The sequence below is a fragment of the Nocardia asiatica NBRC 100129 genome (assembly GCF_000308415.1).
GTDB lineage: Bacteria > Actinomycetota > Actinomycetes > Mycobacteriales > Mycobacteriaceae > Nocardia > Nocardia asiatica.
Genome location: NZ_BAFS01000183.1, coordinates 13,103 through 29,334, shown reverse-complemented (window position 1 = coordinate 29,334; position 16,232 = coordinate 13,103). Strand labels below are relative to the sequence as shown.

The following is a 16,232-nucleotide window of genomic DNA, read 5'->3' as shown; positions in this document are numbered from 1 at the left end:
CGGTCCCGATCGGAACCGGCGCATTCGGGCGCGTCGGCTAGACCCGCAGGGCGTGCGGTTCGATCGCGCCGCGCACCAGCGCTCGCGCGTCGATGGTTTCCGGCTTGTAGGGCAGCCGCGCCAGGCGATCGGTCATGGCCGCGACCGGGTCGTCGATCGTATCCACCAGACCGAACAGGAACGACCACTCGTGCTCGTCGCTGCCGTAGTGCACGACGGTGCCGAACTGGTCGTGGAAACGCTCCCAGGACCGCTTCAGTGTCTCGTTGCGCCACATCGTCGCGCAACCGGCCTGGGCGCTGAGCACGCCTCCGGGCGCGAGCAGCGCGCGACATCGGGACAGGAACTCCGCCTCGTAGAGCCGGTTGTGCTGCGCGTCCTCGACGCGCTCGTCCGGCAGATCGATCACGATGACGTCGTAGCGGGTGCCCGCCTGCGCGGCCGCGGCCAGGAAGTCCCAGCCGTCGGCGTAGTGCACCGTGATCGGCCCCTCGCCCGCGACCGCGGCGGCCAGCTCGTCACTGGTGTAGCCGTAGGGCAGGTGCCGGGCGCACAACTCGACCTCGAGCTGATCGATGTCGACGTGATCGACGTGGGTGGCGCCCGCGGCGACCGACATCTGGCTGGCCACGCCTTCGCCCGAGCCGATGACGAGTACCTTGTCCAGCCGCGCGGCCAGCGCGAAGGCGGGAACCATCATCGCCTCGTGGTAGGTCAGCTGGGAGAACTCGGTGGACTGGCGGTCGTCGTCGGAGAACAGGCTGATGCCCTGCTCGGTCCGCGCGATGACCATGTGCTGGAACGGGGTGTGCGTGTCGACGATCACCTCGTGCAGGTCCCAGATGCGGGTCAGGCCCGCGCCCACCGGCTCCTCGATCCGCTGGCTGCCGTGTCCCCTCCGGATGACCTGCATGCGAACATCCCTGGGCGCCAACGCGTCCCGCAGCAGCTCGACCGCTTTCGACGCGCCGGCGCCGATGCTGCCGCAGGTGAAGACGTCGACGAAGATGTCGCCGGACTCCGGATAGGTGTGAATCGAGGCGTGGGACTCCGACAACAGCGCGAGGACGGTCACCCCCTGCGGTTCGAACTTCTTGTGTACGACATCGCAGATGGTGACGCCCGCCGCGATCAGAGACTCACGCAACGCCGATTCGAGTCGTTCGAGATCGTCGCAGAGGTCCGCGTCGACACCACCGAACTCGGCCAGCACATGCCAACCGGTGAATTCCGCCGTCATGGGCAAACTCACTCTCGCTCAGCGCCCGAGACATGAACGGTCAAGGGCGGAAAACCATTGAAGGACACCGACGAATAACTCGCGGTATAGGCGCCGGTGTCGAGGATTCGAACGCGATCACCGGCTCGCAACGTGGTCGGTAGGAGGACTCGCGTGCGTTGATACAGTACATCGTCGCCGTCGCAGGTCGGACCGGCCACCACCGCCTCGTCGACGGGATCGCCGTCCCGGTCGGTGACGAACCGGTAGGCGATGTACTCGTTCTCGGTCTCGGCCATGCCGTTGTAGCGGCCGATGTCGAGATACACCCAGCGCCGGCCGTCCGGCGCGGTGCGGACGCCGACGACCTCGGCGTGAATCGTGCCCGCCGAACCGACCAGTGCCCGTCCCGGTTCGACGACCAATCCGATTTCATCGGAAAGGAATTCGGCCGCCGCCTGCTCGACGACCGCGGCGATCTCGCCCAGTTCGGGCGCCGGATCGGCATAGGAGATCGGCAGTCCGCCACCGATATTCACGGAGCCGACGGCAACATCCTTGTCGGCCAACGCTTCCGCGATGCGGCCCGCCTGCTCGATGCCGATCCGCCACGAGGCGGGATCCAGTTGCTGGGAGCCGACGTGGAAGTACGGTCCGGCGACGATCAGCCCGAGATCCCTGGCCCGGACCAGCAGCCGGAACGCCTCACCCGGGCTGCACCCGAACTTCGTGCCGAACGGCGTGCGCGACTCCGGCGCCGCGGCGAGGAAGCGGCACTCCACCTCGGAGCCGGGCGCGTGCTCGGCGATGCGCAGCAGGTCGTCTTCGGTGTCGAAGGCGAACCGGCGCACACCCTGGGCATACGCCCGGGCGATGTGGGCGGCCTTCTTGATCGGGTTGCCGTAGCACAACCGCTCCGGCGCCACGCCCAGCCCAAGGCACAAATCGATTTCACCGATGCTGGCGACGTCGAATTCCGCGCCTTCCTCGTCGAGCAGGCGCACGATCTCCGGCACCGGAGCAGCCTTCACGGCGAAACGGATCCTCGTCGCGGCGCCGGTGTCGGTGGACAGGGCGGCGGCGAGTGCGCGGAAATTTCGGCGGACACGCTCGGGATGGATGACAAGGTACGGCGATTCGGGCATAGTTGATCTTTCGCTTGGGCAGCGGGGGAGAGAGTATCAGCGGCCCGTACCCAGAAACGAATCCGTCCAAACCTGGGTTCGCCACGCGGTCGCGGGACCCTGTCCCTATCGCGTGACGGAGCTGCTGACCTGTGCTGATGCGGGACCGTCAGGCGATGCGGGCTCAGCCTGCGACCACGGTGACGTCGTCGAAGACCACTTCGCCCGCGGCGTCGGACTCGGCCAGATCGACCACCGCGTCGATCGACCAGCCGTGGTCGCCCGCCGGGTCGTCCAGCACCTGCCGCACGTGCCAGAACCCGGGTCTTCGTTCCACCTGGAACAACTGGGGGCCCCTGGCATCGGGGCCCGTGCCGATCCGCTCGTACTCCGCGTAGTAGTCCGCGAGCGCCGCTGGCCAGTCCGGACCGGGGCCGAGCGCGGCCAAGTCGTCCCAGCGCCGCAGCGCGGCCAGTTCGACGCGGCGGAACATCGCGTTGCGGACCATAACCCGGAAGGCGCGCTCGTTGGCGGAGATCGGGCGCACCGTCTCCGCGCCGAACGCGACCTGGTCGGCGTCGGTCTCCGCACCCGGGTTGGTCAGTTGCTCCCACTCGTCGAGCAGGCTCGAATCCACTTGACGAACGAGTTCGCCGAGCCATTCGGTGATGTCGTCGAGGTCCTCGGTGCGCGCCGACTCCGGCACCGTGCGCCGCAGCGCGCGGTAGGCGTCGGCGAGGTATCGCAGCACCACGCCCTCGGAGCGGGCCAGCTCGTAGAAGGAGATCAGCTCCGCGAACGTCATGGCGCGCTCGATCATGTCGCGCACCACCGACTTGGGGGCGGGCGCGAACTCCGAGACCCACGGGTGCCCGGCACGGTAGGTCTCGTAGGCCGGTTCGATCAGCTCGGCCAGCGGCTTGGGCCAGGTCACCTCTTCGAGCAGTTCCATCCGCTCGTCGTAGTCGATGCCGTCGGCCTTCATCTCCGCGATCGCCGCGCCGCGCGCCTTGTGCTGCTGGGCCATCAGCAGCTGGCGCGGATCCTCCAACGTGGATTCGATGAGCGACACCACGTCGAGGGTATAACTCGGGGACGCTTTGTCCAGCAGGTCCAGCGCGGCCAGCGCGAACGGGGACAGCGGCTGGTCGAGGGCGAAGTCGCGCTGCAGGTCGACGGTCAGGCGGGCGCGGCGGCCCTGCTCGTCGGGTTCCGGCAGTTGCTGCACCACCCCGGCGTCGCGCAGCGCGCGGTAGAGCCGGATGGCGCGCAGGATGTGCCTGCGCTGGGCCGGACGCGGCTCGTGGTTGTCCTCGAGCAGGTGGCGCATGGCGGTGAAGCAGTTGCCCGGCCGGGCGATGACGTTCAGCAGCATGGCGTTGGTGACCGTGAAACGCGACACCATCGGCTCCGGCTGCGCGGCGACCAAGCGGTCGAAAGTCTCCTCGCTCCAGGAGACGAAGCCCTCCGGCGGTTTGCGCCGCTGCACCTTGCGCTGTTTCTTGGGATCGTCGCCCGCCTTGGCCAGCAAACGGGTGTTCTCCACCTCGTGTTCGGGGGCCTGCACGACGACGGTGCCCATGGTGTCGTAGCCCGCCCGGCCGGCCCGGCCCGCGATCTGGTGGAACTCCCTGGCCTTGAGCCTGCGGGTGCGCACGCCGTCGAACTTGGTCAGGCCGGTGAGCAGCACCGTGCGAATGGGGACGTTGATGCCGACGCCGAGGGTGTCGGTGCCGCACACCACCTTCAGCAGGCCGTCCTGGGCGAGACGCTCCACCAGCCGCCGGTATTTCGGCAGCATGCCCGCGTGATGGACGCCGATGCCGTGCCGGATCAGCCGCGACAGCGTCTTGCCGAAACCGGCGGCGAAACGGAACTCGCCCAGAGCCTCGGCGATCGCGTCCTTCTCCGCGCGGCTCGCGAAATTCACACTGGTCAGCGCCTGCGCGCGCTCCAAGGCGGCGGCCTGGGTGAAGTGCACGACGTACACCGGGGCCTGATGGGTGGTGACGAGTTCCTCGAGGGTCTCGGTGATCGGGGTGCGGGCATAGGAGAAGCTCAGCGGCACCGGGCGCTCGGTGCCGGCGACGATCGCGGTGGAACGTCCGGTCCGGCGCTCCAGATCACGTGCGAAGAAGTCGACTTCACCGAGCGTGGCCGACATGAGCAGGAACTGGGCGCGCGACAGTTCCAGCAGCGGGACCTGCCACGCCCAGCCCCGATCCGGGTCGGCGTAGAAGTGGAACTCGTCCATCACGACTTGGCCGACGTCGGCGTCCGCGCCCTCGCGCAGCGCCAGGTTGGCCAGGATCTCCGCGGTCGCGCAGATGATCGGCGCCTCCGGGTTCACCGCGGCGTCGCCGGTGACCATACCGACGCGCTCGGCCCCGAACACCTCGCAGAGAGCGAAGAATTTCTCGCTCACCAGCGCTTTGATCGGGGCGGTGTAGTAAGTGCGCAGCCCCTGGGTGAGGGCGAACAGATGTGCGCCGACGGCGACCAGCGACTTCCCGGAGCCGGTGGGGGTGGCGAGGATGACGTTGGAACCGGATGCCAGCTCGAGCAGCGCCTCGTCCTGCGCCGGATAGAGCGGGGTGCCCTGCTCGGTGGCCCACATCCCGAAAGACTCGTACAGTGCGTCGGCGTCGGTTCCCGGGATGTCGAGCAGTTCGGTCAGATCCACTCCGACCACCCTACGGCCTCGCGCGCAGGGGCGGTCGAGGGCCCGACCGCCGCGGGATCAGTCCTGCTCGTTCTCTTCGTCGCCGTCGTAGCGGCCCTGTTCGGCGAGGAATCGCTCGAACTCGGCGCCCAGTTCGTCGCCGCTGGGCAACTCGCCGTCGCCGACCAGCAGGCTCGACTGCCGCTCCTGTGCGGTGACGAAACTGTCGTACTGCCGCTCCAGGGCGTGTACCACGGTCTCCACCTCGGCATTGCCCGCGATGTGCTCGTTGACCTGCTCGCGTACTCGGGCGGCGGCCTCGCCGAGCGCGGCCAGCGGGAACTCGAGGCCCGCGTTGTCTGCGACGTTCTCCAGCAGCGTCTGCGCGGCCTCGGGGTAGGCGGTCTGCGCCAAGTAGTGCGGGACGTGCACGGAGAAACCGACCGACTCGTGACCGTGCTGGGCCATGCGGAATTCCAGCAGCGAGGACGCGCTGCCCGGAACCTGGAGTTCGCCCGGCCACCGCTGATGGTCGGAGATCAGGTCGCGGTCGGAGGAATGCGCCGTCACGCCGAGCGGGCGGGTGTGCGGAATCGCCATCGGTATGGCGCTGAGGCCGATACTGCGGCGCACGCCGAGCTGCTCGGCCAGCAGGCGCACCGCGGTGGTGAACTTCTCCCAGCGTAGGTCGGGCTCCAGGCCCGCGAGCAACAGGAACGGGGTCCCCGCGGTGTCGCGCAGCGCCCAGAGGTTCAGCTCCGGCTCGGCGTAATCGGAGAAGTGATCGGTCTTGAACGTCATGAGCGGACGCCGCGAGCGGTAGTCCAGCAGCTCGTCCACGTCGAACGAGGCGACCAGCTCGCTTTCGAGGCTTTCGCGCAGGTGCGTGGTTGCCAGCCGCACCGCGTGCCCGGCGTCGGTGAAACCTTCCAGTCCGTGCACCAGGACCGGGCCCGCGCCGTCGGCGGACGACAGCTGCGGAGCGGGGAACTCCAATTCGTACATTCGCGACTCGTAGTCCATCGCGTACTCCTTCCTGCGCAGATCCTGCGGCCCGGACGCGCACCGCACGCGCCAGTGTGGTTGGCTGCCCGATCGTTCGCCACCCCTGGTGGTGGCACGCGACGAGCAGTCGCCCGAACCGGGGACCACCGTCCATTGTCCCCCATGCCGATGACGGTCATCGCGCACGGCCGGACACCGACCCGTACTCCCAGGCAACAGCATCGGTGGCCCGCGCATTCCCGGCTCGGCGGCGTGGCATCACAGGCTGGGCCCGGGGAGTTTGGCACAGTGGGGATGTGACCGTGGCGGATTCGACGCGTGTGCGGTGGGGCTGGGTGGCGCCGGTCGCCTGCGCGGTACTGCTCGCAGGATGCGGGTCGACGGTGCCGGGGCGGCCGGTCATATCGGCCCCGGCCACGGTGACTCGGCACGTGAGCGCCGAACTACCGACGCTGCTGCCGGATCCGGCCCAGTTCCCGCCGCCGTACACGGCGGTGGTGCTGCCCCAGGAGGCCGTGGCCCAGGCGGCGGGCGACCTGGACGGCATGGGTCGCGGCGCCGACGTCCAGCCCAGCCGGTGCGCGCCGCCGCACCAGGATTTCGGACCCGACCGCACGGCGATGGCGGTCGGCACGGACGACGTCACGCGCGCCACCTTGACCGTCGAATTGACCCGCACCGGCGAGCCGTTGACGTCGCTGCGCGCCAGGACGCGGCAGTGCGAGTCGGTGCGGGTGAGCCGGGCGGGCGCCACCACGACCGTGACGACCGAGCTGGATTCGCCGCCGCCGATCGACGCCGACGACGCCCTGTCTCTGCGCAGGACCGTGCGGCCCCAGTCCGGGGGAGCCGGACTGACCCAGTCCATGCGCACGTACGCCGGGCAGATCGATGACGTGCGGATCACTGTGACGTACATGTCGTTCGCCGATGGCGAACCGGATACCGCGGCATTGGATGCGCTGTTCGCGACTGCTGTGCGTAAAGTGCGGGAGAGATGAAAACGGGCGGCGGGACAGTCGGCCCCGGCGGCACCGTAGCAGGGGCCACCGACCTCGATCGCGATATACGTGACCGGTAGGCGAGTCGTGCACAGCGCGAGGCGAATTCCCCAGACGAGGGGAATCGCCAGGTCGTTGTCCGAGGGCGGAGATCGCCGAGTCGCATCGTCGGAGCATGACCACTTCCGCCACTCCGTTTCCCGCCCCTGATCCGGTCGACGGCGGGGATGCCGACGACAACGACGCATCCCGGCTGTGCCACCGTGCTGATCGCGCGTCGACCTCCCCTGCCGAGGAGGGCCGGGTCACGCCCGGCGTCGTCGCGCGAAGACCGGTTTCCGCCGCGATCACGGGAGAACGGAGCAAGGGAAGTAGGGGAGGGCCGGCTCGGCATATCCGGTGTCGCGACGATCCTCCGCCCTTCCGGGGCATGAATCATGCCGTGCGCGTGTCCGATCCGGGGGAGTTGATCGCCGCCGTGCCCGCGATGCTGGGATTCACTCCGGAACGATCGGTGGTCGTGCTGGTGCTGCGGCCCGGGGTTGCCGACGGGGCGATGGTCGACGCGGTGGTGCGCTTCGACCTGGATTCGCCCGGCGGGCGGCGCGTGCGAGGCGCGACACTGGCCGCCGCGGTCGCGCGGATCTGCGCCCATGACGAGGCGGCCGAGGTGCTGGCGGTCGTCGTCGACGATCGCGCCGTGGCGCCGCGCGCGGGCGGCGACCGGCACGGCTGCGCGTCCGGACGATTCGACGTGCTGGTCGGCTCGCTCGGCAGGCGGTTGGCCGCCGGTGACATCGCGCTCGGCGGAGTGTGGGCGGTGCCTGCGATCGCCGCTGGACAGCGCTGGTGGACGTTGGCCGGACCGGAGCGACGAGGGGTGCTCCGGGATCCGGCCGCCTCCCTGGTGGCGCTGACCCACGTGCTCGACGGCAGGCCGATCCGTGGTTCGCGCTCCGAACTCACCGATCTGATCGCGCTGGACCCGGTCCTTCGGGCCGAGGTGGCCGCGCACATGGAGGACGCGCTCACCCTGGCCCGCGGGCGCGCCGCCCGGGCCGCGCGGCGCGGTGATCCGATCGGATACAGCAGGCAAGCGCTCGACTACGTGCTGTGGCAGATCGCCAACACCGCCTCGGGTGCCGCGCCGATGGCCGCCGAACTCGCGAAAATCGTTGTCGCCCTGCGTGATCGATCGGTACGAGACGTGATGTTCGCGCTGGCGGTCGGCGACCACGCCGATGCGGCAGAGGCCCTGTGGGTCACGCTGACCCGCGCGCTGTCCGGCACGGATCGTGCCGAAGCCGCCGCTCTGCTGGGCTACAGCGCCTACGTCCGCGGCGACGGCCCGCTGGCCGGCATCGCGCTGGAGGCCGCGTTGGCGGCGGATCCGGGACATCCGATGGCGATGCTGCTCGATACCTCGCTGCGCCTGGGCATGCGCCCGGAACAACTGCGTCGCCTCGCGGACAGCGGCTACCGCACCGCCGCAGGCCTCGGCGTCGACCTCGATCGGTCGCCGTCGTGAAAGCGGGTCGTCGGCTCCGAAACCGCCCGTGCGGTACGCGGCCCGCTGACCCTGCACCTTGCTCCGACGGCGCCGGGGCGCGCGTTGCTTCGTCCGGTCACACCGGCCCGCGGCGATCTCGGCGCCGGTGGGCCGGTACGGGAGATCCGGCCCGAGCCGACGCTCGGTCGACTCGGGACCCTCAGGGCCGGTTATTGCGCGCTGTGCGCGCGCGGCCCGAGCGACTGGAAGAAATCCCATGCGTCCGTGACGATCTCGTCGAGGTCGTTGTGCTCGGGGCGCCACCCGAGTTCGGTGATGGCGCGCGCACTGGACGCGATCAGGGTCGCCGGGTCGCCGGGGCGGCGGGGGGCGTCCTGCGCGGTGATCGGCAGGCCGGTGACACGCTCGCAGGCCGAGATCACCTCTCGCACGGAGAAGCCGGTACCGCTGCCGAGGTTGTAGATCCGATGGGTGCCCGCTTCCGCGGTCGCCAGAGCCAGCAGATGGGCCTGGGCGAGGTCGCGGATATGGATGTAGTCGCGGACCGCGGTGCCGTCCTGTGTGGGCCAATCGGTGCCGAAGACCGAGATCGCCTTGCGATGCCCGGCCGCGACCTGCAGCACCAACGGGATGAGATGCGTCTCCACCACCCGGTTCTCGCCGAGACCGCCGTAGGCGCCCGCGACGTTGAAGTACCGCAGGCTGGTCGCGGCCAATCCGTGGGCGACCGCGTACGAGGTGATGGCGTGGTCGATGGCCAATTTCGACGCGCCGTAGGGATTGGTCGGACGGGTCGGGGCCTCTTCGGTGATCGGCACCTGCTCCGGTTCCCCGTAGACCGCCGCGGTGGAGGAGAACACCAGGCGCGGCGTTCCCGTGCGCCGCAGCGCCTCCAGCAGTTCGAACGTCTTCACGACATTGCCGTGCCAGTATTTCTCCGGCTGCTGCACCGACTCGCCCACCAGCGACTGCGCCGCGAAATGCAGGACGCCGTCGAAGGTTTCGGCGGCCAGCAGCTGCGGCGCGGCCTCCGCGAGGTCCCCCTCGACGAACCGGGCGGCGGAAGGGACGCCCTCGGCATTGCCGGTGGACAGATCATCGAGCACGACCACCTCGTGGCCGGCTTCCAGCAGAACCTGCGCGCACACGCCACCGACGTAGCCCGCGCCACCTGTAACCAGAAGTTTCACGTATCAGGCCAACTTCACTTGGACGGCGTGCGCCATCTCGTCGGGCAATTCGAAACCGTCGTGGCCGGGCACGGTGATGACGACCGAACCCGGCTTCGTCTCCACCGTGACGCGAGCGTCGGGCACCACGCCCGCCTCGCGCAGGCGGCCGATCACCTCCGGATCGGTCTGGATGTGCTCGGCGAGCCTGCGCACCACGACCGCGTGCAACTGGCCGTGCGGCAGATCCGACAGGCGCAGCAGCTTCTCGTCGGCGGAGGCGGGCGGGATGATGCCCAACTCGTCCAGGCCGGGGATGGGGTTGCCGTAGGGGGAGGTGGTGGGATGATTGAGCACTTCGACCAGGCGGCGCTCGACGTCCTCGCTCATCACGTGCTCCCAGCGACAGGCCTCGGCGTGCACGTTCTGCCAGTCGAGGCCGATGATGTCGACGAGCAGCCGTTCGGCCAGCCGGTGCTTGCGCATGACCGCGACGGCCATGCTGCGCCCCTTCTCGGTCAGCTCCAGATGACGGTCTCCGGCGACCAGCAGCAGGCCGTCGCGTTCCATCCGGGCGACGGTCTGACTGACGGTGGGGCCGCTCTGTTCGAGGCGCTCGGCGATCCGGGCGCGCAGGGGCACCACGCCCTCCTCCTCGAGGTCGTAGATGGTACGGAGATACATCTCCGTGGTGTCGACCAGATCCTTCACCTGTTACCCCTTCGTCGGCACGAATTCTACCCACGCACGACGGCGCCCCCGTGTGCCGGATCGTGTCGCTCCACGCTGCGCACGACGTCTCCGGCGGCATCGCGGCGACCCGATCGGCGCACGGCAGGCGGCCGTGAGCGGACTTTCTTGTATTTGTACTGCATAGGAACGTTTCGCGGGGTTGCTTGCTTCCCGCTAGCGTTGCGATCATGGCCACTGCACCGCGCGGCGAACGTCGGGCGCCGATCTCGCCCGGGTCGAGCCGGTCCGGAACCGTCGTCTGGACCGAGCGGTTCCTGGATTACGCCTGGACTCCGGAGCATCCGATGAAGCCGGCGCGCTTGAAGTTCACCATGGCGCTGGCGGAAAGTCTCGGACTGCTCGAGGGTGTCGAACTGCTGGAACCCGCCGCCGCGGGACGTCCTGATCTGCTGCGTATCCACACGCCCGACTATCTCGACGCGGTCGAACGCGCCGTGCCGCCGATCGGTTCGCCCGTCGCCGCGCCCTACGGCCTCGGCTCCCCGGACAACCCGGTGTTCCCGCGGATGCACCAGGCCGCGTCCACGATCGTCGGCGGCACCCTGGCCGCGGCCAAGGAGATCGCGGAGGGCCGCACCAAGCGAGCGGTGAGCATCGGCGGTGGCATGCATCACGCGATGGCGGATTCGGCGTCCGGCTTCTGCGTGTACAACGACCCGGCGGTGGCCATCTCCTGGCTGCTCGACCACGGTTTCGACCGGATCGCCTACATCGATGTGGACGTGCACCACGGCGACGGCGTGCAGCGGGCCTTCTACGGCGACCCCCGGGTGCTGACCATTTCGGTGCACCAGCATCCGGCCACGCTGTGGCCCAACACGGGGTGGCCGGAGGAGACCGGTGCGGGCGCGGCGGAAGGCACGTCGATCAACCTGCCCCTGCTGCCCGGCACCCGAGACGCGCAGTGGCTGAGAGGTTTCCACGCCGTGGTGCCGGGCGCGCTGGCCGCGTTCGGTCCGCAGATCGTGGTGAGTCAGTGCGGGGTGGACACGCACCGCGAAGACCCACTGGCCGATATGGAACTCACCGTGGACGGCCAGCGAGCGGCGTTCCGCGCCATGCGCGACCTCGCGGACCGCTATGCCGAAGGACGCTGGCTCGCCGTCGGCGGCGGCGGATACGGCCTGGTCCGCGTCGTGCCACGGGCCTGGACGCACCTGCTGGCCACCGCGCTGGACCGCACCGTCGATCCGGCGACGCCGATTCCGCAGGACTGGATCGAAACGATCCGCGCGGCCGCGCCGCAGGCGGACCCGCCGCGCACCATGGGCGACGGCGGTGACGTCGCCTACCGTCCGTGGGACGGCCCCGGCGGCACCGGCGAGACCGGTGACGCGCGAATCGACCGTGCCCAACGCGCCGTAGACATGGCCGTGCTGGCCACCCGCCGAGCGACTTTCGGGTTGCTAGGTCTCGACCCGGAGGATCCTCGTGACTGACTTCCCCGACACCCCGGACGCTCCCGCCGCGCCGCCCCCGCCGCCGCAGCACTGGTTCGCCGACGTGCTGGCCTCCGACGGCGGCGTCGTCCGGCTGCGTCCGATCACACCCGCCGACGCCGAGCCGCTGCAGGAGTTCCACGGCGCACTGTCCGATCGCACCAGGTACCTCCGGTATTTCGGGCCCTACCCGCGGATCTCGCCCAGAGACCTGTACCGCACCACGCACGTGGACTACCACGATCGGGTCGGGCTGGTGCTGGAACTGGGCGAGTCGATCGTCGCGGTGGGCCGCTACGAACTGCTGGAGCGCGACGGGCCGCGGGCGGCGGAGGTCGCCTTCGTGGTGGCCGACGGGCATCAGGGCCGCGGGCTCGGCTCGATCCTGCTCGAGCACCTGGCCGGCGCCGCCGCCGAGAACAAGATCGAGACCTTCGTCGCCGAGGTGCTCGCGGAGAACACCGTGATGGTGACGGTCTTCCGCGACGCGGGCTATCAAGTGGAGCGCAGCAGGGACGGATCGGTCCTGCATCTCGAGTTCGCCATCGACCCCACCGAAGCGCTGCTGTCGGTGCGCGATTCGCGCGAACGGGCCTCGGAGGCGCGCAGTGTGGGCAATCTGCTCGCCCCGCGGTCGGTGGCGGTGATCGGCGCCACCCCCGCGACCGGGCGGGTCGGCGGCGCGCTGCTGGCCAATCTGCTGTCGGGTCTGTTCCAGGGGCCGGTGTTCCCGGTGAACCCGAACCGCAAGTCGGTGCGGGGAGTGCGGGCATACGCGACAGTCCGGGAGATCCCCGACGAGGTCGATCTCGCTGTGGTCGCGGTACCGCCCGCGGCGATCGGGTCGGTGCTCGACGACTGCATGGCCAAAGGCGTCAAAGGACTCGTGGTACTGACCGCGGGCTTCGGCGAGACCGGCGAGGGGGGTCTGGCGGCCGAACGTGAACTCGTGGCCGCCGCTCGTGGTCACGGGATGCGCGTAGTCGGGCCGAGCGCGCTCGGCATCGCGAACACCGATCCGGCGGTCGCCATGAACGCGACCCTCGCTCCGGTGCTGCCCGGGCGTGGGCGGATCGGGTTCTTCTGCCAATCCGGGCCCTTGGGCGCGGCCATCCTGGGGGAGGCGGCGGCGCGCAATCTGGGCTTGTCGACGTTCGTGTCCGCGGGTAATCGCGCCGATGTCTCCGGCAACGACCTGCTGCAGTACTGGGACAGCGATCCCGACACCGATGTGGTGCTGCTGTATCTGGAGAGCTTCGGCAATCCGCGCAAGTTCTCCCGGATCGCGCGCCGGGTCGCGCGCACCAAACCGATCGTCGCCGTGAGCAGCGGCCGCTCCGCCGTCCAGCCCGCGGGGGACATGGATCGCTCGATCGTGCGGGATCTGTTCGCGCAGGCGGGCATCGTCCAGGTCGACTCGATCTCCGAACTCTTCGACTGCGCGGCTCTGCTGGGTTATCAGCCACTGCCGCGCGGCCAGCGGCTGGCCGTGGTGGGCAACAGCACGGCGCTCAACTGGCTGGCCCTCGACGCGGCGCGCGGTGAGGGCTTGGCGGTCGGCGAGCCGGTCAACCTCGGCCCGCAGGCGACGCCGGGTGCGTACCTGGACGCTCTGGTCGAGGCCCTGCGTTCGGAGGAGACCGACGCGGTGATCGTCGTCTTCGCTCCCCCGGTGCCGCTGCCGACCGCCGGTTTCGCCGACGCGATCCGGGCGGCGGCGGCCGCTGTGCCCGAGGCGGGAAAGCCGATCCTCACCACGTTCGTCGCCGAGCAAGGAATCCCGAACCTGCTCGCGGTGCGCGGTCCGGGTGCTACGGCGGTGCACGGGTCGATTCCGTCGTATCCCGATCCCGAACGCGCCGCACGCGCGCTGGCCCGGGTCCGGCGATACGCCGAATGGCGAACCAGACCGGTGTCGCCGGTGGTGCGGCCGCAGGGGATCGACACCGACCGCGCGCGCCAATTGGTGGCGGACTGGATGGCGGGTTCCGGCGGACGCCGGCTCACCGATCTCGAGACGGTGGAATTGCTGGCCTGCTACGGCATTTCGGTCGTGGAATTCCGCGAGGTGCGCACCGCGGACGAGGCGGTCGCGGCCGCGGAGGAACTCGGCTATCCGGTGGCGGCCAAGGCGACCGGCGAATTGTGGCGGCGCAGGCCTGATCTCACCGGGGTCCGGCTCGATCTGTGGCGGCCGGAAGCGGTGCGGCAGGCGTACGTCGACCTGGCGGAGCTGTGCGGTGACCCGGTGTTGCACATCCAGAAGATGGCGACCAAAGGCGTGGGATGCATCCTGCGCGTGCAGGACGACCCGTCGTTCGGTTCGGTGATCGAGTTCGGTCTGTCCGGACTGATCATCGAATTGCTCGGTGACCGCGCCTATCGGGCACTGCCGTTGACCGCCGACGAGGCCACGGCTCTGATCGACGCGCCGCGCGCCGCGCCTTTGCTGTCGGGCACCCCGGCGAGTCCGCAGGTGGACAAAGCAGCCCTCGCCGAACTCGCCCAGCGTATTTCGGCCTTGTTCGACGACCTGCCGGAAATGCGCGAGCTGGCCTTCGATCCGGTGCTGGCCTCACCGACCTCGGCGGAAATCATCTACGCGCGCGGTCGGATCGGCCCGGAGCCGAGCCGTTTCGACACCGGTCCGCGCCGACTGGGCTGAGCGTCATCGGGATCGCCGCGCCGGTTGCCGTGGGCGGGTGTGGCGCGGCTGCGACGTCGGCTCGCACAGGTCACACCTGGGATGTCCGATAACGGACGAGCGCTGTCACCGCGATGTGGGGATGCCAGGTTCGTCCGAAAGAAAGGCCCACTCGCCATGAAGATCCGAAGTGTTGCTCTGCTATCGCTGCTCGCGGCGGCACTCACCGCGTGTTCGGTCAGCGTCGGCACTCCGAAGGTTCAGGAGGCCGATCTGGAGAAGTCGGTCAAGGACTCGCTCACCGAGAAGGTCGGTCAGCAACCCGATTCGATCGATTGTCCCGGCGATCTCACCGGCAAGGAGGGGACCACGATGCGCTGCACGCTGACCGCGGGCGCCGACACGCTGAACGTGAAACTGACGGTGACCTCGGTGGAAGGCGACACCGTCAAATACGACATCGCGGTGGAAGAAGGCTGAGCCCGGCACGGCGGAAAGGGGGGAAGTACGACACCGCCGACCGGCTCGCACAATACCCGGAGGAGACGGGTACGCGCGGTCACCGGTCGGCGCGGAAAGGTGACCCGGCGGGAGGGTCACCCAGCCGACGCCGGTGCTGCTCGGGAGCATCCGGCGCCGGGGATGATCAGCTGGCGTAGGCGCGGAGCCGATCGGCCCGCTCGCCTTTACGCAGCTTCGACATGACCTCGCGCTCTATCTGACGCACCCGCTCGCGGGAGAGACCGAACAGCTTGCCGATCTGGTCCAGCGTGCGCGGCTGGCCGTCGTCCAAGCCGAAACGCAGCCGGATGACCTGCTGTTCGCGCTCGTCCAAGGTGGCGAGCACGCTGCGCACGTCGTGGTGCAGCAGACCGGCGATGACGGCGGACTCGGCCGAGGTGGCCTCGGAATCCTCGATGAAATCGCCCAGCGGGGCCTCTTCGTCGTTGCCGACCGGCATGTCCAGGCTCACCGGGTCACGGCTGTGGTCGAGCAGATCGGAGATCTTGTCGACCGGGATGCCGGATTCGGTGGCCAGTTCCTCGTCGGTGGCCTCCCGGCCCAGCTGCTGGTGCAGTTCGCGCTTGATCCTGGCGAGCTTGTTCACCTGCTCGACCAGGTGGACGGGCAGGCGGATGGTGCGGCTCTGGTCGGCCATGCCGCGAGTGATGGCCTGACGGATCCACCAGGTGGCATACGTGGAGAACTTGAAGCCTTTGGCGTAGTCGAACTTCTCCATGGCCCGGATCAACCCGAGGTTGCCCTCCTGGATCAGATCGAGCAGCGGCATGCCGCGGCCGGTGTAACGCTTGGCGAGCGAGACAACAAGGCGCAGGTTGGCTTCCAGCAGATGCGACCGGGCGGCCTGACCGTCGCGCACGATGATCGCCAGATCACGCTTGCGGGTGGCCGACAGTCGCTTGCCGGTTTCCAGCAGATGCTGCGCGTAGAGGCCCGCCTCGATGCGCTTGGCCAGCTCGACCTCGTCGGCAGCGGTGAGCAGCGCGGTGCGGCCGATCCCGTTCAGGTACACGCGTACCAGGTCGGCGGCAGGGCTCTGAGCGTCGAGGTCCGAATCGCTGGTGCGCACACGAGTGGTGGCGGGGCTTGTCATGACTTGCCTCCTGTCGGTGGTGTCTCACTCCGATCAACGGACCCGACAGAAAGAAAGTTCCCCGTCACGGCTGGCATAAACCGCTCTGAAC

General features: G+C 69.4%; 12 protein-coding genes. 5 read left to right on the top strand and 7 right to left on the bottom strand.

Translation table 11 applies throughout. The features are described 5' to 3' along the window. Window positions 1–37: 37 nt before the first annotated feature. The 4 genes from speD to ON27_RS17475 all read right to left on the bottom strand — a co-directional run bounded on the left by speD (window position 38) and on the right by ON27_RS17475 (window position 6,028). Entirely contained in the window at window positions 38–1,240 is a 1,203-nt protein-coding gene (gene speD, locus ON27_RS17490) for an adenosylmethionine decarboxylase (RefSeq protein WP_043727998.1), read from the bottom strand. Between the two features lie 8 nt (window positions 1,241–1,248). Beyond that, window positions 1,249–2,364 carry a type III PLP-dependent enzyme gene (locus tag ON27_RS17485; protein WP_043727994.1) on the bottom strand — a complete coding sequence of 372 codons (1,116 nt, stop codon included), beginning with the start codon at window positions 2,362–2,364 and terminating at the stop codon, window positions 1,249–1,251. A 163-nt stretch (window positions 2,365–2,527) separates the two neighbouring features. Beyond that, complete coding sequence (locus ON27_RS17480) at window positions 2,528–5,026, bottom strand: DEAD/DEAH box helicase (protein ID WP_043727992.1); 2,499 nt, start codon at window positions 5,024–5,026, stop codon at window positions 2,528–2,530. 57 nt (window positions 5,027–5,083) lie between these two features. Further along, window positions 5,084–6,028: a proteasome assembly chaperone family protein gene (locus ON27_RS17475; RefSeq protein ID WP_043728100.1), complete on the bottom strand. Its 945-nt coding sequence runs from the start codon at window positions 6,026–6,028 to the stop codon at window positions 5,084–5,086. Between the two features lie 278 nt (window positions 6,029–6,306). On the opposite strand from ON27_RS17475, the gene ON27_RS17470 reads away from it, so the two are divergent. Next, the gene (locus ON27_RS17470; RefSeq protein ID WP_051046708.1) at window positions 6,307–7,011 is read left to right on the top strand and encodes a hypothetical protein; all 705 of its coding nucleotides are present in this window, start codon (window positions 6,307–6,309) and stop codon (window positions 7,009–7,011) included. Between the two features lie 448 nt (window positions 7,012–7,459). Further along, entirely contained in the window at window positions 7,460–8,539 is a 1,080-nt protein-coding gene (locus ON27_RS17465) for a DUF4192 domain-containing protein (RefSeq protein WP_245559991.1), read from the top strand. Between the two features lie 191 nt (window positions 8,540–8,730). Here the strand turns inward: ON27_RS17465 and galE are convergent, their stop codons facing one another. Together galE and ON27_RS17455 are read right to left on the bottom strand one after the other, a co-directional pair. Further along, window positions 8,731–9,711, bottom strand: coding sequence for a UDP-glucose 4-epimerase GalE (gene galE, locus ON27_RS17460; RefSeq protein WP_043727983.1), 981 nt, complete (start codon window positions 9,709–9,711; stop codon window positions 8,731–8,733). 3 nt (window positions 9,712–9,714) lie between these two features. After that, entirely contained in the window at window positions 9,715–10,401 is a 687-nt protein-coding gene (locus ON27_RS17455) for an iron-dependent transcriptional repressor DtxR (protein ID WP_043727979.1), read from the bottom strand. Between the two features lie 209 nt (window positions 10,402–10,610). Between ON27_RS17455 and ON27_RS17450 the strand changes: the two genes are divergently transcribed. From ON27_RS17450 to ON27_RS17440, 3 genes are all read left to right on the top strand, one after another. Continuing rightward, window positions 10,611–11,882 (top strand): acetoin utilization protein AcuC, encoded by a 1,272-nt coding sequence (locus ON27_RS17450; protein ID WP_083887641.1) that lies wholly within the window; start codon window positions 10,611–10,613, stop codon window positions 11,880–11,882. Further along, window positions 11,875–14,547 (top strand): bifunctional acetate--CoA ligase family protein/GNAT family N-acetyltransferase, encoded by a 2,673-nt coding sequence (locus ON27_RS17445; protein ID WP_043727976.1) that lies wholly within the window; start codon window positions 11,875–11,877, stop codon window positions 14,545–14,547. The genes ON27_RS17450 and ON27_RS17445 overlap by 8 nt, the downstream gene beginning before the upstream one ends. A 156-nt stretch (window positions 14,548–14,703) precedes the next feature. After that, complete coding sequence (locus ON27_RS17440) at window positions 14,704–15,006, top strand: DUF4333 domain-containing protein (RefSeq protein WP_051046707.1); 303 nt, start codon at window positions 14,704–14,706, stop codon at window positions 15,004–15,006. Between the two features lie 166 nt (window positions 15,007–15,172). On the opposite strand, the gene ON27_RS17435 is transcribed toward ON27_RS17440, so the two are convergent. Then, the gene (locus tag ON27_RS17435; RefSeq protein WP_043727973.1) at window positions 15,173–16,141 is read right to left on the bottom strand and encodes a sigma-70 family RNA polymerase sigma factor; all 969 of its coding nucleotides are present in this window, start codon (window positions 16,139–16,141) and stop codon (window positions 15,173–15,175) included. Between the last annotated feature and the right edge of the window lie 91 nt (window positions 16,142–16,232).